The organism is Mycobacterium sp. 852002-53434_SCH5985345 (genome assembly GCF_001667155.1).
GTDB lineage: Bacteria > Actinomycetota > Actinomycetes > Mycobacteriales > Mycobacteriaceae > Mycobacterium.
The window spans coordinates 1-21,140 of the sequence record NZ_LZIE01000026.1; the positions used below are offsets into that span (position 1 = coordinate 1).

Below are 21,140 nucleotides of genomic sequence, written 5' to 3' on the forward strand. Positions count from 1 at the left end.
GCATCGCCGACGCGATGGAACGCGCGGCCGCCGACCCCGACGTGAAGGTGGTGCGCCTCGGCGGTGCGGGCCGCGGCTTCTGTTCCGGTGCGGGCATCAGCGCCGACGACGTGTCGGACACCGGGGTCCCGCCGGACGAGATCGTGGTGGAGATAAACCGGTTGATCCGGGCGATCGCCGCGGTGCCGCACCCCGTGGTCGCCGTGGTCCAGGGGCCGGCGGCCGGCGTCGGTGTTTCCCTGGCGCTGGCTTGCGACGTGGTATTGGCTTCGGAGAGCGCCTTTTTCATGCTCGCGTTCACCAAGATCGGCCTGATGCCCGACGGCGGTGCGTCCGCATTGATTGCCGCGGCCGTCGGCCGCATCCGGGCGATGCACATGGCGCTGCTGCCCGAACGGCTGCCTGCCGCCGAGGCGCTGTCCTGGGGACTGGTCAGCGCGGTCTATCCGGCCGACGAATTCGAGGCTGAGGTGGACAAGGTGATCGCCAGGCTGTTGGCGGGGCCGGTCGCGGCGTTCGGCAAGACCAAGCTCGCCATCAACGCGGCCACGCTCCCCCAGTTGGATCCGGCTTTGCAGCGCGAGTACGAGGGACAGGCCGTGCTGCTGCGATCGCACGACTTCGTCGAGGGCGCAACCGCTTTCCAGCAGCGCCGCACGCCGGACTTCACCGACCGCTGAGCCTGTGGTGCTTACCGGCGGCCCAAGCTGGTAATCCTCCCCCGCGTCGGGTCCGAATAAGTCGAAGACGACGAACGGAGAACCCATGGCTGGACAGGTGCGATGCCTGGTGACCGGGGCGACCGGCTACATCGGCGCCCGGCTGGTGCCGCGACTGCTCGACGAGGGCCACCAGGTGCGCGCCCTGGCGCGCAACCCCGCGAAGTTGGCGGACGTGCCGTGGCGGCAGCAGGCCGAGGTCGCGCGCGGCGACCTGGGCGACGTCGATTCGCTGGTCGCGGCGTTCGACGGGATCGACGTCGTCTACTACCTCGTTCATTCGATGGGCACGGCGAAGGATTTCGCCGACGAGGAGACGCGGGCGGTTCGCAACGTCGTTACCGCGGCCCGCCGCACCGGCGTGCGGCGCATCGTGTATCTGAGCGGGCTGCATCCCGAGGGTCGCAAGCTCTCGCCACACCTCGAGTCGCGGACGGCCGTCGGCGACGCGCTCATCGCCTCGGGCATTGAAACCATCGTGCTCCAGGCGGGCGTCGTCGTCGGCTCGGGATCGGCGTCGTTCGAAATGATCCGGCACCTCACCGACCGGCTGCCGGTGATGACCACCCCGAAGTGGGTGCACAACAAGATCCAGCCAATCGCGGTGCGCGACGTGCTGTATTACCTGGTCGCCGCGGCTACGGCGGCGGTGCCCTCTTCGCGGACCTGGGACATCGGCGGGCCCGACGTGTTGGAGTACGGCGACATGATGCGGACCTACGCCGAGGTCGCGGGGCTGGGCAAGCGCTATCTGATCGTGCTGCCGTTCTTGACGCCGACGATCGCCAGCCTCTGGGTCGGAACCGTGACACCGATCCCGCCCGGTCTGGCGCGCCCGCTGATCGAGTCGCTGGAGTGCGACGCGGTGATGCGCAACCACGAGGTCGACGGCGTCATCGAGCCCCCGCCGGCCGGGCTGACCAACTACCGCCGGGCCGTCGAGTTGGCACTCGACCGCGCGGCGCACGGCGTTCCGGAGCCCTCGTGGTCGTCGTTGCAAACCGAACCGGCCGAGGCGCTGCCCACCGACCCGGATTGGGCGGGCGAGATCGTCTACACCGACGAGCGCACCGAGGAAACCGCCGCTGAACCCGCCAACGTCTGGGCGGCGACGGAGGCGGCCGTGAACGCGCGGGCCGCCACCTGGAAGGTCGAGGAACGCGCGGCAGGTGCGCTGTTGCGGCTGCGCTCAACCAAGCGAGCGCCGGGACGGGAGTGGCTCGAGATTACGGTCACGCCGCACGACGGTCGCGGCAGTCGCTACACCCAGCGGTCCATCTTCCTGCCGAGGGGCATCCCGGGCCGGGTGTACTGGTTCTTCGTGCGGCGGTCCCATGCCGCCGCCATGCGCGCGCTGGCCCGCGAAGTGGTCGGTTCGGTCCGATAACGGCGTCAGACGCCGAACATCGGGGGCAGCACGAGCACCATGATCAGCCCCCACACCAAGTGGGTGAGCATCGGCGCCAGGACGCCCCCGGTCGCCCGGCGCTCGAACGCGCACACCGTGCCCAAGATGACCGCGGCGAAACCGAGCATGGGGTTGCCGCTGGCCAGCGTCGCGCAGGTGTAGAGGACGGTCGAAATCACGATGGGGTGGTAGCGGCCCAGGGCCGTGTAGAGCGCGCCGCGGAAGAACACTTCCTCGGCGACGCCGTTGACAAGCGTGATCGCCACGATCACCGGATACCACCCGTGGTGGGCGTATTCCAGTACGCGGGTTATCAACTCCGCCACCGGCGTGATCTCGCGAGCGATCAGTCCGCCGATGACGAACACGCCGCCCAGCAGCAGACCGATTGTCGTCCCGGTGATGACCGGCCTTTGATTGCGGCCGCGCCAGCAGATGCCGCCCAGATGCAGGGGGCCGGAGATGAACCCGCCGGCGAGCCACACCCCCGCTAGCGCCAGGGTCAGCCAGTAGAAGCTCGAATCCCCCGGATGGCGCCGTAGTGAAAACCCGAGTACCCCGGCGCCGACAACCACCGTGATGGCGACGATGACGCGCCGGCGTCGCACGACGGCCGGCGATTCGTGATGGGGCACAGCGACGTTGGTGAGTGCGCGCCACCACTCGGACAGCGTGCCTGTGTTGGACGGGGCGGTTGACTGACTCATGCGGGATGCACCTTCGGGGTCAGGGCGATCAGGAGATCAAGGCCGGTGCGAAGCGCTCCGGCGAGCGGACCGGGGACCATGCTCACCAGCCCCAGAGCCGGCCGCACGATGGGCGGGGTGACCCGCCGGGCAACGTGGCGGATGCGCCGCGCGTCACCACCGGCCCACGCGGGATCGGTGTCGGCGAGGTGATGGGGATCGGCCAGGGCGTTGACCGGGGACGGACGATTCGACTGATCGGCCAAGGCTAGGGCAATGGCATCGTCGACGCCGAGCAGGCCACCGGGCGGGTCCGGCACCCGATCGCGTACGTCGCCCTTCGACGCCACCATCGGGTGGTCCAGCGATTCGACCAGATCACCGGCCAACCCGGGCGGCACCGGCAGGGCGACGCCGGTGATCAGCGACGCCAGGCCCGTGTCGACCCTGCCGACCGACAACCCGGCGTGCCACCTGCCAGAGATGCGCGTATACGTCTTGAGCAACTCACGGTAGGACGTGGTGTCCGGGCCGCAGATGTCATACGCCCCGGCCGGCACCAGCTCGGGATCGGCGGCGGCGACGAGGTAATGCAGGACATCCCGGATCGAGATCGGGTCGATCGGGTTGTCCATCCAGCTCGGCATGGGAATGAGCGGAAAACGGTCGCCGACGTAGCGCATCATCTCGAACGAGGTCGAGCCGGCACCGATGATCATGGCCGCGCCCAGCCATACCAGCTCCGGGCCACCCGGGACCTTCAGGGCCTCGGCCACTTCGGCCCGGCTCGTCAGATGCTCGGACAACACCTCGCCGGCGGGCACGAATCCGCCCAGGTAGACGATCCGGCGCACACCGGCGTCCCGAGCCGCCGCGGCCAGGTTGGCGGCCGCGGCCTTATCGGCGTCGCGGAAGCCGGGCTGCCCGATGGCATGCACCAGGTAATACACCACGTCAACGGGTCCGGCGTCGGCGAAGGCGGCTCGGGTCGAAGCGGGATCCGCGGCGTCGAGAGTCACCGGTATGACTTCTCCGTGCCATCCGAACCGCCTGAGGCGCTCGGGGTCTCGGGTGGCGGCCAGGACCTGGTGCCGGTCCGCCAGCAGCGCCGTGACCAGCCGCGATCCGACATAGCCCGTGGCGCCGGTGACCAGGATCCGCATACCTTCCAACCTAGCCCGGCAACGATGAACGCAAACCTGGCGGGCACGGCGCGCTGATCGCGTACGTAACGGCACGGTGGCTTTCGGCCCGGGATTTTGCACTGGCATTACGCTCGCAAGGTTGAACCCGCGCGGCGGCGGCACCGTAGACCCGGTAGTCGTCAATAGATGGTGGAGACATGTATTACCTGCTGGTCCTGGCGGTCGGCATCGAGCGCGTCGTCGAGCTGGTGCTGTCCAAGCGGAACGCGCAGTGGTCGTTTGCCCAGGGCGCCAAGGAATTTGGCCGACCGCATTATCCGGTGATGGTGCTCATCCACACCGGGCTGCTGGTGGGCTGCATTCTCGAGCCGTGGGCGTTGCACCGGCCGTTCATCGCCTGGCTGGGCTGGCCGATGCTGGCGGTGGTGGCGTTCAGCCAGGGCCTGCGCTGGTGGTGCATCGCCACGCTGGGGCGGCGGTGGAATACCCGGGTGATCGTGCTGCCGCAGGCCCCGCTGGTGCGCCAGGGTCCCTACCGGTGGCTGCACCATCCGAACTATGTTGCAGTGGTGGCTGAGGGGTTGGCGCTGCCGTTGGTGCACACGGCGTGGCTGACCGCGGCCATTTTCACCCTGGCAAACGCGGCGCTGCTGAGGGTGCGGCTGCAGGTCGAGAACTCCGCACTGGGCTACACGTGACCGACTACGACACCGACCTGTTGATCGTCGGCGGCGGCCCGGGCGGCCTGGCCACGGCGTTACATGCACGCCGCCAAGGACTTTCGGTGATCGTCGCCGAGCCGCGCGAGGGCCCCATCGACAAGGCGTGCGGCGAGGGACTGATGCCCGGCGGGCTGGCCGAGCTGACGTCGCTCGGGGTCGACCCGGTCGGCATGCCCTTTCATGGCATCGCTTACGTCAGCGAACACCGCCGGGCGCAGGCGCGGTTTCGCCACGGACCGGGCCGGGGGGTGCGGCGCACGACGCTGCACGCGGCGCTGGCGGCGCGCGCCAAAGAGCAAGACGCCGAATGGATTCGGGCGCGGGTGACCACCGTGCAGCAGGACGCCCACGGGGTGACGGCCGCCGGTGTGCGCGCGAAATGGTTGGTGGCGGCCGACGGACTGCATTCTCAGGTCAGGCGGTCCGTCGGAATCACGGCGACGGCGGGGACACCGCGGCGCTACGGCGTCCGTTGGCATTACCGGGTGCCGGCGTGGTCGGAATTCGTCGAAGTGCACTGGTCGCGCTGGGGCGAGGCATACGTGACCCCGGTGGAACCGGACCTCGTTGGTGTGGCGATCCTGTCGCGGGGCCGACCCGACCTCGCCTGGTTCCCGCGGCTGGCCGGGCAGTTACGGGGCGCCGGCCGCGGCGAGGCGCGTGGGTGCGGGCCGTTGCGGCAGGTGGTCTCCCGCCGGGTCGCCGGACGGGTGCTCCTGGTCGGGGACGCGGCGGGGTACGAGGACGCGCTGACCGGCGAGGGCATCAGCCTTGCGGTCAAGCAAGCGGCAGCGGCGGTCGCGGCCATCGTCGACGAGACTCCGTTGTCGTATGAGCTTGCGTGGCAACGGATTACCCGAAGCTACCGGTTACTTACCCGCGGCCTGGTGTTGGCCAGCACCCCACCGCTTGCGCGTCGTGCCATCGTGCCGGCGTGCACGCTGCTGCCCGGCGCGTTCCAGCGCGGGGTGAACGTCCTCGCGACCTGATCCCGATGGTGGCGACCCGTTTCGCCCGGCTCGGCCGATAGTGGCGGCCCGCTGCGCCCGGCTTCGCCGCGCTTGCGACCGCCACGGCCGCCCTCGCGACCTGAGCTAGCGCGCCTTCCAGACCGGCTCGCGCTTCTCGGCGAAAGCGAGCGGCCCCTCCTTGGCGTCTTCGGAGCGCAGCAGGACGCCCATCTCATTCATGGTGCGCTGCCAACCCGCTTCCTCGTCGGTGACGACCCCGTCGTCGACGCCGTAGGCGATGCGCTTGCTGGCCTGCACCGACAGCGGCGCGTTGACGGTCACCCGGGCGGCCAGGGCCAACGCGGCTTCCAGCACCGTGCCCTCCTGGACCACCTGGTTGATCAGATCCCATTCGAAGGCGTCGGAGGCGGTGATCGGCTCGCCGGTCAGCAGCAGCTCCATTCCCACCTTGCGCGGCAGCTGCTGCACGATCCGGAACACGCCGCCCGCGGCGGCAATCAGCCCGCGTTTCACCTCCGGCAGGCCGAACTTGGCCCGCTCGTCTGCCACCACCAGGTCACTGGCCAGGGCCAGCTCGGTGCCGCCACCCAGGGCGGTGCCGTTGACCGCCGCGATGGTGGGCTTGTCGATGAAGTGGTGCACGTAACCCGCGAAGCCCCACTCGCCGTGCTCGGGGTGATACAGGTTCTCCCGGCGCGAGATCGCCTTGAGATCGGCGCCGGCGCAAAACGACTTGTCGCCGGCGCCGGTGATCACCACGGCCCGCACCTCGGGGTCGTGTTGCGCCGCGTCGAGCGCGTCCCCGACGCCGATGCTGACGGCACCGTTGACCGCGTTGCGGGCCTCGGGCCGGTTGATGGTGATCACCATGACGTTGCCGCGTCGTTCGACCAGCACCGCCGGCTGGTCGGTGGCAGCGTCCGTCACAACAGCTCCACGATGGTGGCGTTGGCCTGGCCACCACCTTCGCACATCGTCTGCAGGCCGTAGCGAATTCCCTTGTCCCGCATGTGATACAGCAGCGTGGTCATCAGCCGCGCACCGGATCCGCCGAGCGGGTGGCCCAGCGCGATGGCGCCGCCATTCGGGTTGAGCTTCTTCTCGTCGGCGCCAATGTCTTTCAGCCACGCCAGCGGGACGGGGGCGAACGCCTCGTTCACCTCGTATGCCCCGATGTCGCCGATGGAGAGGCCAGACTTCTTCAGCGCCTTCTGGGTCGCCGGGATGGGCGCCGTCAGCATGATCACCGGGTCGGCGCCAGCCAGTACCGCGGTGTGCACCTTGGCGATCGGCGTGAGGCCGAGTTCCTTGGCCTTCTCGGCCGACATGAACAGCAGGGCGGCCGAACCGTCGGTGATCTGCGAGGAGTTGCCGGCGTGGATCACGCCGTCTTCCTTGAACGCCGGCTTCAGCGACGCCATCTTCTCCATCGGGGTGCCGCGGCGGATGCCCTCGTCCTTGAGGACGACGTTGCCATCCTGATCCTTGATGCCGACGATCTGGTCGTCGAACGCACCGGAATCCTGTGCGGCCGCGGCCTTTTCGTGTGATCCCAGCGAGAATTCGTCGAGCGCGGTGCGGTCGAAGCCCCACTGCTCGGCGATCATTTCGGCACCGAGGCCCTGGTTGGGCGTCTTGTGGTAGCGGTCCTTGAAGGCCTGCGGGTAGGGGTTGCCGCCACCGGCCAGCGACGAGCCCATCGGGGTCCGCGACATCGACTCGACACCGCCGGCGACGACGACGTCGTAGTGTCCGGCGACCACGCCCGCCGCGGCGAAGTGGATGGACTGCTGGCTCGACCCGCATTGGCGGTCGACGGTCACGCCCGGCACGGTCTCGGGCCAACCGGCGGCCAGCAGCGCGGTGCGGCCGATGTCGAGGGCCTGCTCACCGGCCTGCATGACGCAGCCCCAGATGACGTCGTCGACGATTCCCGGGTCGATACCGGCCTTCTCGACCAGCCCGTTGAGGACCTGCGCGGACAGGTCGGCCGGGTGCACCCCCGACAGGCCTCCGTTGCGCTTCCCGAGCGGTGAGCGGACGGCCTCGACGATGACGGCTTCAGCCATGGTTGTGTCTCCTTTGACGCTAGGACCTCAGGTATTGGTGAGTCTTTTCGTCGATTGTCAACCAACGCGTTGGGAGGGCGCGGGGCGGGGTGGGTTTGGCGGTCTTCCGGTGCCAGCTCTTCGGCGGTGCATATCGCGACGGTCACGTTCAGTTCATGTTTCCGGGGACGTCGGCGTCGTAGGGTGCCCCGATGTGAGCACCCCTTCACCCGGCCCCGGTTGGTGGCTGGCATCGGATGGCGAGTGGTATCCCCAGCAATGGGAAAGCACCTTCGTTGCGTACACGAACGAATCCCTGCAAGCGGTGCTGGAGGAGGCGAACCGACTAACGCAGGCCTACGGAGAACAGGGCTGGGAGATCGTCGGGTCGTCGGTACAACGCACCCAGGTTGCCCACGGCTTCAAGGACTATGACAAAGGCGGAGAGCACTATTTCGAGTGGAGCATCGTCTGCACCTTGAAACGGCCTGTCGCGCCCGCCTGACTCCCGCCGAGATTGCCGCCATGGTCGCGGTCGAGCGAAAACCACAGCCATGACGGCAATCTCGCCGAACGGTGGCCCTTCTCAGCCGGCGGGATAGCCGACCGATTTGATCTCCGTGTACTGGTCGAACCCGGCGACGCCGTTCTGGCGTCCCACCCCGCTGTACTTGTAGCCACCGAACGGGGTGTCGGCGCCATACGGCGCGCCGCCGTTAACGCCCATGAAGCCGGCCCGAATCCGGCGAGCCACCGCCAGCGAGCGCTCCAGCGAGCCCGACATCACGTTGCCCGCCAGCCCGTACTTGCTGTCGTTGGCGATCCGGATCGCGTCCTCCTCGTCGTCGAACGGGATGACCGCCAGCACCGGACCGAAGATCTCCTCCTGGGCGATAGTCATCGAGTTGTCGACGTCGGTGAAAAGCGTTGGCCGAACGAAGAATCCCTTGTCGAACCCGGTGGGCGCGTCGGGTCCGCCGACCAGCGCGGTGGCGCCCTCCTCGACGCCCTTCCGGATGTAGCCCATCACGCGGTTGCGCTGCACCTCCGAAATCACCGGCCCGCACAGCGTTCCGGGATCCTGCGGGTCACCACACGTGACGTTCTCGTAGATGCTCTTCAGGATCTCCACACCCTCGTCGTAGCGCGAGCGCGGCAACAGCATCCGGGTGGGATTCGCGCAGCCCTGCCCGGCGTGCATGCACGGCGCGATGCCGATTGCGCACGCCATACCGAAATCGGCGTCCTCCAAGACGATCGTGGCCGACTTACCGCCGAGCTCCAGGAAAAGCCGCTTCATGGTGGCCGCGCCCTTTTCCATGATCCGCTGCCCGACCGTGGTCGACCCGGTGAACGAGATCAGGTCCACCTTCGGCGACAGCGTGAGCTCCTCGCCCACAAAGTGGTCCGACGCGGTGACGACGTTCACGACGCCCGCAGGGATGTCGGTCTTCTCGGCGATCAGCCGGCCCAGCCGGGTGGCGTTGAACGGGGTGTTCGGCGCGGGCTTGAGCACCACGGTGTTGCCGGTGCCGAGCGCCTGGCCGAGCTTGTTGAGGGTGACCTCGAAGGGGAAGTTCCACGGCACGATGGCGCCGACCACGCCCACCGGTTCGCGCCAGACCTTGCGGGTGGTCAGCGTGCCGGTCAGGCTGATCACCTTGTCACCCAGGTCGGTCTCCCAGGCGTACTCGTCGATCAGCCTGGCTGGGTACTTCAAGCCGTCTTCCAGTGGGGCGTCCAGCTGCGGGCCGAACGTGATTGCCCGGGGCGAGCCCACCTCCAGGATGAGCTCCTCGCGCAGCTCTTCCTTTTCCGATTCGATCGCCTCGTGCAGCTGCAATAGGCAGCGCTTCCGCAGCTCCCGGTTGGTCGACCAGTCGCTCTCGTCGAAGGCGCGCCGGGCGGCGTCGATGGCCCGGAGCATGTCCTCCTTGGATGCGTCGGCGACCTCCCCGAGCGGCTCCTCGGTCGCCGGGTTGATGTTCGTGAAGGTGCCGGCCTGCCCGTCGACGAGCTTGCCGTCGATCATCATCTTCGGCTCGAAACGAACCTTTACAGCCTCAGTCATATCTGTCACTCTCTTTTGAATCGCGGAGGGGCTATGGAGAGCCTTACCGGAAACTAGCCGATTGGCAAGGCGCAACCTTTTCGGGGCTGGTTATTGAGGGTCGAACAGCACCGGTACCGACGTCGGCGAGCGGAAAACCTGCCCGCGGATATGCGGGTCGTCCGCGTCGGGATCAAGCCGCAGGTTCGGTAGCCGGTCGAGCAAAAGATTGATGGCGGTGCGCATTTCCAGCCGGGCCAGGTGCATGCCGAGGCAGACGTGCACGCCGTGCCCCCAGCCCAGGTGCGCCCTGGCTTGCCGGAAGATGTCGAACGTGTCCGGATCGGGGTAGCGGTCTTCCTGCCGGTTGGCGGATCCCAGCATCGGCATCACCGTCGAGCCTGCGGGTATCGGAACCCCGCCGAGTTCGGTGTCTCGGGTGGCCACCCGGGTGATGGTCAGCAGGGGCGGTTCCCACCGCACGCCCTCCTCGATGGCTTGCGGCAGCAGCGACCGGTCCGCGCGGATGGCAGCGAGCTGCGCGGGATCGGACAGCAGCGCGAGCAGCAGGTTGCCCAGGGACCGGTAGGTCGTTTCCACCCCGGCGGGCAACAGCAGGCGGAGGAACGAGTAGATCTCCTCGTCTGCGAGCTTCTCCCCGTCGATCTCCGCCTCGGCCAGCGCGCTGATCAGATCGTCCTTGGGCTCGGCGCGGCGGGATGCGAGGATCGGCGCGAAGTAGTCGCACAGCGCGGCCGACGCGGCAAGACCGCGTTCGGGATTCAGGATCCAGCTCAACAACGAGATGGACCACCGCTGGAACTGGGGATAGTCCTCCTCCGGCAGGCCCAGCAGGCCCGCGATGATCTGACTCGGATAGTCGAAGGTGAATTCCTTGACCAGATCGGCCTTGCCGTTCGCGGCGAACTTGTCGATCAGGCTATTGCCCACCCGCCCGACCAGCTCGTCTTGCCAGCGGGCCAATGCCTTCTGCGAAAACGCCTTTGACACCAGTGACCGCAACCGTCCGTGCACCGGTTCATCCATGCCCAGCATCACCCGCTCTCCCAACACGGGGCCGAACGCGGCGATGACGGCCGCCGACGAGAAGGTCTCGTTGTCGCGCAGCATCTGCTGGGCATCCTCGTGGCGGTAGACGATGAAGACCGGCTTGGATTCCTCGTGCGGCATCCCGGAGACATCCAACCGTTGAATGGGCTCCTCGCGGCGCAGCCGCGCCAGTTCGGTGTACGGGTCGCGCACATCGCCGGAGACCGCATCGTCGAAGGCGCCGAAGTCCTCCAGGTCGTCGAAAAGCTGTTCCATAATTCCCCTCAGCCCCCTTGCCTTCCCTTGCGTTTCGCCGCCAGCGCGGCCAAGCGCTGCAGTAGCGGCTGCGGCAGGACACGTGCCGCGAACACCATCGCCTTCTGACCGCCGGTCAACGGCCACGCCCCGTCCCGCATCGACCCCTGTCTCGGTATGCCCAGCACGATCCGTGACATGTGGTGCATGCCCGAGGCCGGCAGGATCCTGTTGGCGACCAGCAGCATTGCGGCATCGGGGCCGATACCGCGGCGGCGGAACGGCTCCCGGTCATTGAGCGCCTTGAGCAGGCCGTCGGTGAACCGCTCGGGTGGCCGGGCCAATTTCATCGCAGCCCTGCCCCGGCTGTCCATGGTGTTGTGCAGCCGGGCGTACGGGCCGCCGAAGTCGCGATTGTCGATCGTCCCCGCGTCGGTGATGATCTCGGTGTCGTACATGCCGGCCACCAGGACGGTGACACCCAGGCCGAAGGGCGCGATCTCGCACCCCATCGACTCACCCCACCGCTCCAGCGCCCCCTTGGCCACCGAGTACGGCGCGGTGCCCGGCTGACCGCGCACCCCGGCCGCACTGGATACCAGAACAATGCGACCCTCGCCCGCCGCCCGCATCGACGGCAGCAGAGCCTGGGTGAGCGCGACGGGGCCCAAGACACTGGTGGCAAACATGTTCTGCCACAGCGCCATATCGGTCTCTTCCACCATGCCGGCGGCGGAGATCCCGGCGTTGTGCACGATCGCGTAGGGCGCGCCGACGGCTTCCTCGATGGCCTTGGCCGCCGCGGAGACCGACGCGGGATCCAGCAGGTCGAGCTGCACGCCGATCAGCCGGTCGTCGTCCTGGGCGGCCCCCTCGGCGTCCTGAACAGCGTCCCGCAGCAGCGGCAGCGCGCGATCGGGCGTCCGCATCGCCGCGACCACGCGCCAGCCTTCGCGGTGCAGGCGCACGGCCGAGGCGAATCCCAGTCCGCGGGACGCACCGGTGATGACGACGGTGCGCGGCTCAGCCATGCGCGCTCGGGGTTGCGCAGGCACCTTCACCCGGCGGCGGCGGATCGACATGGGGCCGCCCATGAGGTTCCCCGCTTGCCCAGGTCGACCAGATGCCGACCGAGTAGGGACCCTGCGCGCCGGCTTTCTCGTAATAACCTTGCGGGTCATATACTTTCGCCTCTGGGTAAGGCCACGGGCACGCGACGGAGGTCGCCGCATGGCTGACCTTGATGGCCCAGAACCACGCCCCGTAGGCGAAGTAGGACACGTTGATGATGGCGAACATCACCAGGAACGTGCCGAGCACCGGGCGCGTCGGGAAGATCCTTGCCTTCGCGGCCAGCTTCTCGGCCACCGATTTGCCGGTGTCGTCGCGGTAACAAAGTATCGCCGCGGGGACCATCACGAAGGTCACCGAGAACGATTCCCAGATCAGCGGGAACTGGAACGTCGTGCCGGTGAACACCGAGCCCCACGGAATCACCTGGGAGTAGATGTACATGCCCATGTGGACGAGCTGGATCTCCAGCCAGGCATCGAAGACGAAGCCGATCGCACAGGTGAGCAGTCCCAGGCTGACCAGCGGGTGCCGCGACACGAACGCCGTCGGGCCGTACTTGGCCTGCAACTTGCGCAGAATCCAGATCGCCGGAAAGTAGGGTCCGAAATAGAAAGTGACGTAACCGAATACGACGAACGGCTCGACGGTCGGCGACAGCGACACCAGCGGCCAGGACTCCGGCCAGTGGATGAGGTCGGGGTTGTACACCGCGAACGGGGACCAGTTCATGATCGGGTCCTGCCACACGATCAGCGTGGTGCACAGGAACATCAGCATCACCGGGCTGCCCGGGTTGCGGCGCCAGCCCCTGATGAACACCACCAACAGGACGAGCAGCATGATGAGGGTCGAGATGTGCAGGAAGGTGATGTAGTCCAGGCCGAAGATGAATTTCACCGGGCGGGGACGGCCTTGCACATTCGGGTTGGCGACACGGGGATCGAGGGCCACGCGGCAGTTCGCGATGAAGAAGATCGCGAAGGCGGCGAGGGCGGCGCCGGCGATCCAACCGCCCCAGCCGCGCTTTTCCGAGCGCTGTGAAGACGCCGGTTTCTGTTGTGCGGCAGGCGGTACCGATTGATCGGTGCTCATGACAGCCTTACTCTCCGAAGCGATCGACGAGATGCGAGTTGGTGCCGTCGGAATCCAGAGTTCGGGCCACCAGGTACCCCGCGCCCATCCACGCGCGGCGGGTCCATTTTCCGAAGGAGACACGGGTGCCGGGGGCGCCCGACGCGGCGGGCATCATCTTCACCCGCTCCAACGCCTCCTTGACGCCGCGCGGACTCAGCGGGTGCGCATCGGCGAACGCGCGGACCAGAGTCGCCGCGACGTCGTGGTTGACCACCGACACGCAATATTCGGGACGGCTCCCCTCATACTTCTGCGCATACCGGTCGAGGAACTCCTGGCCGAGCCGATTCTCCTCGTCGTACTGGTCGACCCCGACCCACCCCATGAACGCGTTCCACATGATGGGATTCACCCAGGCGTTCTGGAAAGCCGTGGTGGTGAAACGCGGCGGGTCCCAGTTGACGGCTTCCAGCGCGGGGTTGATGAACACGATGCCGAAGCCGAAGCCCAGATGCACGATCGCCTCGGACTTGGCTTCGTGCAGCGTGCGGACGGCGTCGTTGATGTCTTGCGCGGTTTGGGCGATCGCCGCTTCCGCGACAATGCGAATCCCGTTGCGGCGGCATGCGCTTCGCAGGTTCTTCAGGTAGCTTTCGCCGATCAGGTTCTGCTCCACGAGAACTCCGATCTCGGAGAGTCCTCGTTTGGCGACGAGGTCGGCGATGAAGATCGGCTCGTCGGTCATCGAGCCCTGCGGGAAGGCGAAGGTCCATTCGCCCAGCCAGTCGTCGGTGCCGGTGACGCTGATCGCCGGTACCTTGAACCGCTCCTCGATGGCCTCGCGGGTCGGCACGCAGTTGTCGGTGATGTGCGGCCCGAACACCACCAGGCAGCCCTCGTCGACAAGCTCGCCGAAAGCGTCGATCACCGCCTTGACCGAACCTTTAGGTAAACCCTCGACCTCGCGGTAGATCATCTGCACGGGGCGATCGATCAGGCCCTGTTCGACGGCTTCTTCGAAGACGAGGTCGAAGCACCGCGTGAAACTCGCCATCAGTTCTTCCGGGAACCCCGGCGGCAGCCTGAAGTCCATCAGGTAGCCGACCTTGATCGGTTCAGCGCTGCTTTCGTAAGACATCCAGCCTCCCGGTGACTAGCTCACTGCCGCAATTCATTTCGCCGCCCCGCCCAGATAGATCTCGATCATCTCGCCCAGGGCCCTGCCCACCGCCACGTCGTCGGTGAGCGGTCCCGCGATCGCGGCGCGAGCCGCCTCGCGCATCGTCAGCCCTTCCGCGACAAGCCGGCCCGCCGCGATCAGCACCCGGGTCGACGCCACCTCGCGCAGTCCGCCGGTTTCCAGCCGCCGGATGGCCTGTCCGAACCGCACCAGCTCGGCGGCGGTGGCAGCGTCCACGCCTGCCTCGTGCGCAACGATGCCCTCTTCGACATCGGCTGCGGGGAAATCGAATTCGATCGCTACCATCCGCTGCCGGGTGGAATCCTTGAGGTCCTTCAGCACGCTTTGGTAGCCGGGGTTGTAGGACACCACAAGGCCGAATCCAGCCGCCGCGTCCAGCGTGACCCCGAGCCGCTCGATCGGCAGCTGCCGCCGGTGGTCGGCGAGCGGATGGAGCACCACGGTGGTGTCCTGCCGCGCTTCCACCACCTCGTCGAGATAGCAGATTGCGCCCTCGCGCACCGCCCGGGTCAGCGGGCCGTCCACCCACACCGTCTCGTCGCCCTGCAGCAGATACCGGCCGACGAGATCCGCGGTGGTGAGGTCGTCATGGCAGGCGACGGTGATCAGCGGCCGCCCGAGGTCGTGGGCCATCGCCTCGACGAATCGGGTTTTGCCGCAACCCGTCGGGCCCTTCAGGACGACGGCCAGCCCCTGGCGGTGCGCCGCCTTGAAAATGGCTTCCTCACCGCCGATCGCCTTGTAGTAGGGCCGCGCCCCCTCGGCCTCGGGGATCGCGCCGTTGCGGTACGCAACCCCGGACTCGTTGGCCATGGCTTCCCTTCTGCTACCGACGGTGAAGTGAGCCTAGCGCGGAACAGATGTTTGTTTCAAGTTCTCTGAAGAGCACGTTTAAGTTCGACAATGCAATTCGGTGGCGCGTCATGACACCCTGCGGCGGACCTCGGCCGAACGCAGCGCGGACCGGAACAGCGGCCCGATCACGCCGGCGAGTTGGTCCGGACGCGCGATGGTGGCATGCGCGGCGCTACCGAAGACCCGGCGCAGTGACGCCACGTCGGTGCCCGCGCCAACGGTCAGGCAGACGCAGCCGGTGCCGCGATGGCGGGCCTCGCTCAAGGCGCGGCGCGCGTCGGCGGCGCCGTAGGCCCGCTCGTACCCGTGGTCGTAGGCGAGCCCGTCGGAAAGCACCACCAACAGCCGCCGCGACGTGCCACCGCGCGCCTCCAGCACCGCCGACCCGTGCCGGATGGCCGCGCCGAGGCGTGAGTACGCGCCGGGTTCAAGGCTGTTTAGCCGTTTCATGACTCGCGTGTCGAGGTGGTCGTCGAACCGCTTGACCGGCACCACGCTCACCGCGCGGCGACCCTGCGAGTAATAGGCGTAGAGCGCAACCCGGTCGCCCAGGTCGTGGAGCGCGACGGTGAGATTGGCGGCCACCGCGCGCTGCTGCTGATGCACCGTCCGCCCCACCGTGCCGGGCTCCGCCGCCGATCCGGACACGTCGAGCAGGAGCAGCACCGACAGATCCCGCCTGCGGCGGAGGCTGTCCAGGTACACCGCCTCGTCGGGCACCGACCCCGCCAGCACCTCGACCCGGGCCTCGACCGCCGCGTCGATGTCGATGTCGTCGCCCTGCGACTGCCGATGGCGGCGGTGCAGGCCCATCCCGAGCCGGGACAGTGGGCGGCGCACGCTGATGGCGGCCTCGATCGCGTGCGTCGCCGATCGTTTGATCTCCGCCTCGACCTCGCGCACCGTGCACCACGCCCGCCGGTACTTCCCCCGCGAGACGTCCCATTCCGGATACGTGAAGCCGTCCGTGGGCTTCGGCTGGTCTTCGCCGCGCTCGCTCGACGTGGCGGCCAGCGACGTCACCGCATGCAACCCGCGCCTGGCCGAGTCGGTCCGATGTGTCGGGGTGTCCGCGCCGGGCGGTCCGCCGCCGCCACCGGTCTTGCGCGCCGAGGACAGCATCTTCTTCAGCCACTTGCCGATGAAACCGCCGCCACCCACCGGGCTGGTGAACATGTCCGGATCGTCGGAGTCGTCGGTCTCGCCGTCGCCGAGTTCTTCCAGAGCCATCGGACCTCGGTTCGTGGGCACGTGTCCGGGTTTTTCGCCTTCCCGTTGTTCGGCCGCCCGGTCGGAAGCGGCCAATACCTTCGCCGCCCGGATGACGCCGAATTCCCTTGGCGGATCGTCGATCACAGTCCGTCGCTCGGCGATCCGCAGCGAAGCGGCGGGCGAATCGCTGCGACGCGCGATGTCGCGATCGCCCCGCGCTGCCAGGATGCCCGGCAGCAGGTGGCCATTCGCGACCAGTGCGCGGTGTCCCTCCACCGCCAGGTAGCGCCTGGCCAGCCGAGGGTGGCGGAGCAGCGGGCGCACCACGTCCGGGTCCAGGCTGCCGGCAGCGATCAAGGAGGCTTGCACGGCGACGGCTTCGAGCCCCCCGCGAGCGCTCGCCCCGGCGTCGACGTGAATCGTCTGGCCGTCGGTCCAGGAAAGTTCACCCGGCGGCAGCTCGGCCACCGCGACGGCTCGGCCAGCCAGCGCGGAGGCGAGCATGCCGAGGCCCGGCAGCCGGTCACCACGAACGTCGGTGGACACGCGCAATCTCCGAACAGGTTGGACTTCGTTGACCAAATATCTGTTCCACCGTAAAGTCCGGTGCCACCGCAGTCAATCGGGACGACGACGCATTCGGGCAAGGAGCACATGGTGATTGACTTCACCGGCCAGGTCGCCGTGGTCACCGGCGCCGGCCGCGGGCTGGGGCGGCTATACGCGTTGGACCTCGCGCGCCGGGGCGCCGGTGTGGTGGTCAACGACGTCGGCGGCTCGATGCGCGGCGAGGGCAGGGACTCCGGCGTCGCCGACGACGTGGTCGACGAGATCAGGAAGGACGGCGGCACCGCCATCGCCTCCTACGATTCGGTCGACAGCCCGGCCGGCGGCCGGGCGATCATCGACGCGGCCATGGGGTCGTTCGGGCGGCTGGACGCGGTGATCAGCAACGCCGGCATCTTCGGCAGTGTGCCGTTCGAGGACCTCTCGCCTGACGACTGGGCTCGAATGCTGCGCGTGCATCTCGACGGCGGCTTTTACCTGTCGCAACCCGCGTACCGCGTGATGAAGAACAACGGGGGCGGGCGGTTCGTGTTCATCTCGTCGTCCGCCGGGATCTTCGGTCAGCCGATGGAGGCCCACTACGCCGCGGCGAAGGCCGGCCTGGTCGGGTTGACGAACGTGATCGCGATCGAGGGCCAGGCGCACGGCATCGTCGCCAATTCCGTTATGCCGACCGGCTTCTCGCGGATGGTCACCGAGACCGTCGGCGACGAGAAGTTCCTCGCCGAATCCGGCTTCATGCAGGCCATCAGGCCCGAGCTCGTGGTTCCGCTGGTGACCTTCCTCGCCAGCAGCGCCTGCACGTTCACCCACCGAAACTATTCGGCGGCCGCCGGCCGCTACGCGCGGGTGTTCGTCGGCCTGAGCGAAGGGTGGCTCGCGGACGCCGGCAGCCAACCGACGGCCGAAGACATCCAGACACATCTCGAGGAAATCTCGTCGACGGAAAGGTTCATCGTGCCCACGTCGATCGTGGACGAGGTGCTGGAAGTCTGTGAGCGACGCGGCGTCAGCGCGATGCCGGGCAACGCCGAGGTCGCCTTCCCCGAACATTGACCAAAGATCTGCCCAACCGTAAAGTCCGGCTTGGTCGCAGTTGAAGGGTTTAAGACAAGCAAACGTGGACTTCTCATACCCGGCGGAAGTCGAACAGTTCCGCATCGAGCTGCGCGACTGGCTGTCGCAGAACCTGACCGATGAGCTGGTGGCCGCTCGTCGACCCGCCGGACGCGATGACGCCGCCATCGAGATGTTGCGCGCGTGGAGCGCGACGATGGCCGACGCGGGCTGGGCCGCGGTGTCTTGGCCCCGCGAATACGGCGGCCGCGGCGCAACGGTTCTCGAGCAACTGGTCTACACCGAGGAGACCACGCGCGCTCGAGCCCCGATGCCGCTCAACGTCATCGGGCTGAACAACATCGCGCCCGCGATCATGCAGTACGGCACCGAAGAGCAGAAGCTCACAATGCTCCCCCGCATGATGCGCGCCGACGACATCTGGTGCCAAGGGATGTCGGAACCCGAAGCGGGGTCCGATCTCGCGGCACTGCGCACCCGCGCGGTGCGTGACGGTGACGACTTCGTCGTCAACGGCCAAAAGATCTGGACCTCGCTGGGACATCGGGCGGACTGGTGCCAGCTGTACGTGCGCACCGATCCCGAGGCGCCTAAGCACAAGGGCATTTCCTGTCTGATTGTCGACATGACGCTGCCGGGCATCGACGTCCGCCCGCTGGTGACTCTCAACGGCGAGACCGATTTCGCCGAGGTCTTCTTCCACGATGTGCGGGTCCCGGCGGACGCGCTCCTCGGACCGCTGAACGCGGGCTGGCAGGTGGCCACGACGACGCTCAGCCACGAGCGCGCCGGGGCCGCACGGCTGTACGCCGAGATGCAGGTGCGGCTGGAAGAACTGGTCGACGACATCGCCGCGCACACCGCAGCTCTCCAAGACCCGGTGACGCTGCGGCGCCTCGGCGAAATCGCGCTCCGCATCAAGTATCTCGAAGTCTTGTGTCAGCGGTCGATCTCGGCGACGCTGCACGGCGGCTCTGAAACTACGGCGTTCGCCTCGGCAAGCCTCGCCAAGACCGTGTGGGGAGAGATCGGGCAGGACATGGCCGCCCTGGCGTTTGACGTGCTGGGCACCCACGGTGCCGGTGCGCCGTGGGCAAACTACCGTCTGACGTCGCGCTCGTTGACCATCGCGGGCGGCACGACCCAGATCAACAAGAACATCACCGCGCAGCGGGTACTCGGGTTGCCGCGCAAATGAACCTCGAATTCACCGACGAGCAGGTCGCACTGCGCGACACCACCCGGCGCTTTCTGGCCGAAAAGGCCCCTATCTCGGGGCACGTGCGCCCGCTGCTCGACGATCCGATTGGCACCAATGAGGCGGTGTGGCTCGGCCTTGCCGATCTCGGGACCACCGGCCTGCTGGTGCCGGAGGATTACGGCGGCGCCGGGATGACGATGGTCGAGGCCGGCATCGTGGCCGAAGAGCTGGGCGCCGCCCTGCATCCGGGGCCGTGGCTCTCGACCGCGGTCGCCGCCGCGCGGACGCTGACGCGGTCCGGCGCGACCGACAATGCGGCCGGGCTGTTGAGCGGGATCGCCGATGGGACCACGGTCGCCACTGTCTGCTTCCCGGATGCCGAGGTTGCCGCGAGCCCACGGGGCCCCGACGTCGAGTTGCGGGGGGAGATCGCGTGCGTGCCCGACGCCGCCGCCGCGGACGTGTTGTTGGCCCTCGCCGAGGATGAAGGCGGTCCAGGGCTTTTCGTGGTCCGGGCCGACGCGCCGGGCGTGTCGATCGCGCCCGAGCGCGGTATCGACCAGACCCGCAAGCAGTTCCGTGTCACGTTCGAGGCGGCGCCCGCACACCGACTGACCGCGGCGTCTCCCGATGACATTGCGGCGGTGCTCGACGACATGCTGATCGCTACTGCCGCGGACGCTCTCGGCGCCGCACGCGCGGTCATGCATATCGCCGTCGAATATGCCAAAACCCGAACGCAATTCGGTCAGCCGATCGGCTCGTTCCAGGCGGTCCAGCATCTGTGCGTCGACATGTTCGAGACCGTCGAGTTGGCCCGGAGCGGGGTGATCCACGCCCTGTGGGCCGCCGACAACGCCGACCCCGACGAGCGGCATCTTGCCGCGCTGCGCGCAAAGGCGTTCGCCGGGCGGCTGGCCACCGTGGGTGATACGGCCATCCAGGTGTTCGGCGGGATCGGCTACACCTGGGAACACGACGCGCACCTGTACCTCAAGCGACTGCTGAGCTGGAGCGCGTGCCTCGGCAATCCCGACCACTACCTCACCGAACTCGGTGCGCGCCTTGCGAAGAGAGACCGGCCGTGATGGACATCGAGTACCTGCTCACCGCCACCCGCTCGGCGCGCAAGACGCTCGACCTGGACGCCCCGGTCGACATGGTGGACATCCGGGAGTGCCTGCGCATCGGTTTGCAGGCGGCCAACGGCTCCAATCAGCAGTCCTGGCGCTGGCTGGCGGTCACCGACCCGGCATTGCGCACCCAGATCGCCGAGCTGTACCGCGAGGCCTACCTGCTGCGCGTCGGTGGCCGGATGATCGCCGACCTGGTGCCGGCCGAAACGCCGGAAGGCCGGATCATGTCGTCGACGGAGTGGCTGGTCGAGAACATGCCGAGGGTGCCGATGTTGGTGATTCCTTGCTATCAGCCATACCTGCCGCGCATCGAGGGCGACGAATCGTTCCATCAGGCGACCCTGTACGGGTCGATCTTCCCCGCGGTGTGGAATCTTCAGTTGGCGCTGCACACCCGGGGATATGGGACCTGCATCACCACGCTGCATTTGCATCGCGAGGAGGAGGTGCGCCGGCTGCTCGGGATTCCCGAAACCTATGTCCAGGGCTGTCTACTCCCGGTGGGCCGGCTTCGCGCCGGTCACACGTTCCGGCCCGCCCGGCGACGGCCGCTCGACGAGGTGATAGCACGCGACCGCTGGGACGGGCCCGCGCTCTAGAATGGGATCCGTCACCGCTGCTACGCAGCGCATTCGTCGGCCCCGGTCTGATAGCCTTTAACAAACATTTGGTTCGGCGAGAGGGACGAA

General features: G+C 67.8%; 20 protein-coding genes. 9 read left to right on the forward strand and 11 right to left on the reverse strand.

All coding sequences use genetic code 11. From position 1 onward, the window contains the following. Together A5756_RS04595 and A5756_RS04600 are read left to right on the forward strand one after the other, a co-directional pair. On the forward strand, window positions 1-680 hold a 680-nt coding region (locus tag A5756_RS04595), incomplete at its 5' end, for an enoyl-CoA hydratase (protein ID WP_066947928.1). An 85-nt stretch (window positions 681-765) separates the two neighbouring features. After that, entirely contained in the window at window positions 766-2,106 is a 1,341-nt protein-coding gene (locus A5756_RS04600) for a DUF2867 domain-containing protein (protein ID WP_066947932.1), read from the forward strand. 5 nt (window positions 2,107-2,111) lie between these two features. Here A5756_RS04600 and A5756_RS04605 read toward each other — a convergent pair whose 3' ends face one another. After that, window positions 2,112-2,834: a CPBP family intramembrane glutamic endopeptidase gene (locus A5756_RS04605; RefSeq protein ID WP_066947937.1), complete on the reverse strand. Its 723-nt coding sequence runs from the start codon at window positions 2,832-2,834 to the stop codon at window positions 2,112-2,114. Continuing rightward, window positions 2,831-3,976: an NAD(P)H-binding protein gene (locus A5756_RS04610; protein ID WP_066947941.1), complete on the reverse strand. Its 1,146-nt coding sequence runs from the start codon at window positions 3,974-3,976 to the stop codon at window positions 2,831-2,833. The genes A5756_RS04605 and A5756_RS04610 overlap by 4 nt, the downstream gene beginning before the upstream one ends. Window positions 3,977-4,155: 179 nt before the next feature. Here A5756_RS04610 and A5756_RS04615 point away from each other — a divergent pair, with 179 nt between their 5' ends. Continuing rightward, window positions 4,156-4,656, forward strand: coding sequence for an isoprenylcysteine carboxyl methyltransferase family protein (locus A5756_RS04615; RefSeq protein ID WP_066947945.1), 501 nt, complete (start codon window positions 4,156-4,158; stop codon window positions 4,654-4,656). After that, complete coding sequence (locus tag A5756_RS04620; RefSeq protein WP_066947949.1) at window positions 4,653-5,669, forward strand: NAD(P)/FAD-dependent oxidoreductase; 1,017 nt, start codon at window positions 4,653-4,655, stop codon at window positions 5,667-5,669. The genes A5756_RS04615 and A5756_RS04620 overlap by 4 nt, the downstream gene beginning before the upstream one ends. Before the next feature lie 105 nt (window positions 5,670-5,774). Here A5756_RS04620 and A5756_RS04625 read toward each other — a convergent pair whose 3' ends face one another. Both A5756_RS04625 and A5756_RS04630 read right to left on the reverse strand, forming a co-directional pair. After that, on the reverse strand, window positions 5,775-6,578 hold the full coding sequence (locus A5756_RS04625) for a crotonase/enoyl-CoA hydratase family protein (protein WP_082959986.1): 804 nt from the start codon (window positions 6,576-6,578) through the stop codon (window positions 5,775-5,777). Beyond that, the gene (locus A5756_RS04630) at window positions 6,575-7,720 is read right to left on the reverse strand and encodes a thiolase family protein (protein ID WP_066947952.1); all 1,146 of its coding nucleotides are present in this window, start codon (window positions 7,718-7,720) and stop codon (window positions 6,575-6,577) included. The genes A5756_RS04625 and A5756_RS04630 overlap by 4 nt, the downstream gene beginning before the upstream one ends. Before the next feature lie 193 nt (window positions 7,721-7,913). Between A5756_RS04630 and A5756_RS04635 the strand changes: the two genes are divergently transcribed. Then, on the forward strand, window positions 7,914-8,204 hold the full coding sequence (locus A5756_RS04635; protein WP_066947956.1) for a hypothetical protein: 291 nt from the start codon (window positions 7,914-7,916) through the stop codon (window positions 8,202-8,204). A gap of 81 nt (window positions 8,205-8,285) precedes the next feature. Here the strand turns inward: A5756_RS04635 and A5756_RS04640 are convergent, their stop codons facing one another. The 7 genes from A5756_RS04640 to A5756_RS04670 all read right to left on the reverse strand — a co-directional run bounded on the left by A5756_RS04640 (window position 8,286) and on the right by A5756_RS04670 (window position 16,974). Continuing rightward, window positions 8,286-9,770 (reverse strand): aldehyde dehydrogenase family protein, encoded by a 1,485-nt coding sequence (locus tag A5756_RS04640; protein ID WP_066947960.1) that lies wholly within the window; start codon window positions 9,768-9,770, stop codon window positions 8,286-8,288. A 90-nt stretch (window positions 9,771-9,860) separates the two neighbouring features. Then, a complete protein-coding gene (locus A5756_RS04645; RefSeq protein WP_066947963.1) occupies window positions 9,861-11,075 on the reverse strand; it encodes a cytochrome P450 in 1,215 nt (404 codons plus the stop codon). 8 nt (window positions 11,076-11,083) lie between these two features. Next, a complete protein-coding gene (locus A5756_RS04650) occupies window positions 11,084-12,085 on the reverse strand; it encodes an SDR family oxidoreductase (protein WP_066948259.1) in 1,002 nt (333 codons plus the stop codon). Next, window positions 12,078-13,220: a spirocyclase AveC family protein gene (locus tag A5756_RS04655; protein ID WP_066947966.1), complete on the reverse strand. Its 1,143-nt coding sequence runs from the start codon at window positions 13,218-13,220 to the stop codon at window positions 12,078-12,080. The genes A5756_RS04650 and A5756_RS04655 overlap by 8 nt, the downstream gene beginning before the upstream one ends. Before the next feature lie 7 nt (window positions 13,221-13,227). Next, window positions 13,228-14,340: an ABC transporter substrate-binding protein gene (locus A5756_RS04660; protein WP_066947969.1), complete on the reverse strand. Its 1,113-nt coding sequence runs from the start codon at window positions 14,338-14,340 to the stop codon at window positions 13,228-13,230. 33 nt (window positions 14,341-14,373) lie between these two features. Beyond that, on the reverse strand, window positions 14,374-15,216 hold the full coding sequence (locus tag A5756_RS04665) for a CbbQ/NirQ/NorQ/GpvN family protein (RefSeq protein WP_066947972.1): 843 nt from the start codon (window positions 15,214-15,216) through the stop codon (window positions 14,374-14,376). A 108-nt stretch (window positions 15,217-15,324) separates the two neighbouring features. Further along, window positions 15,325-16,974: a nitric oxide reductase activation protein NorD gene (locus A5756_RS04670; protein ID WP_156659234.1), complete on the reverse strand. Its 1,650-nt coding sequence runs from the start codon at window positions 16,972-16,974 to the stop codon at window positions 15,325-15,327. 153 nt (window positions 16,975-17,127) lie between these two features. Between A5756_RS04670 and A5756_RS04675 the strand changes: the two genes are divergently transcribed. The 4 genes from A5756_RS04675 (at window position 17,128) to A5756_RS04690 (ending at window position 21,050) form a co-directional block, all read left to right on the forward strand. Then, window positions 17,128-18,093: an SDR family NAD(P)-dependent oxidoreductase gene (locus A5756_RS04675; protein WP_066948262.1), complete on the forward strand. Its 966-nt coding sequence runs from the start codon at window positions 17,128-17,130 to the stop codon at window positions 18,091-18,093. A gap of 64 nt (window positions 18,094-18,157) precedes the next feature. Beyond that, the gene (locus A5756_RS04680) at window positions 18,158-19,312 is read left to right on the forward strand and encodes an acyl-CoA dehydrogenase family protein (protein ID WP_066947980.1); all 1,155 of its coding nucleotides are present in this window, start codon (window positions 18,158-18,160) and stop codon (window positions 19,310-19,312) included. Beyond that, a complete protein-coding gene (locus A5756_RS04685) occupies window positions 19,309-20,403 on the forward strand; it encodes an acyl-CoA dehydrogenase family protein (protein WP_066947983.1) in 1,095 nt (364 codons plus the stop codon). The genes A5756_RS04680 and A5756_RS04685 overlap by 4 nt, the downstream gene beginning before the upstream one ends. Then, entirely contained in the window at window positions 20,403-21,050 is a 648-nt protein-coding gene (locus A5756_RS04690; protein ID WP_066947987.1) for a nitroreductase family protein, read from the forward strand. The genes A5756_RS04685 and A5756_RS04690 overlap by 1 nt, the downstream gene beginning before the upstream one ends. Window positions 21,051-21,140: the final 90 nt, after the last annotated feature.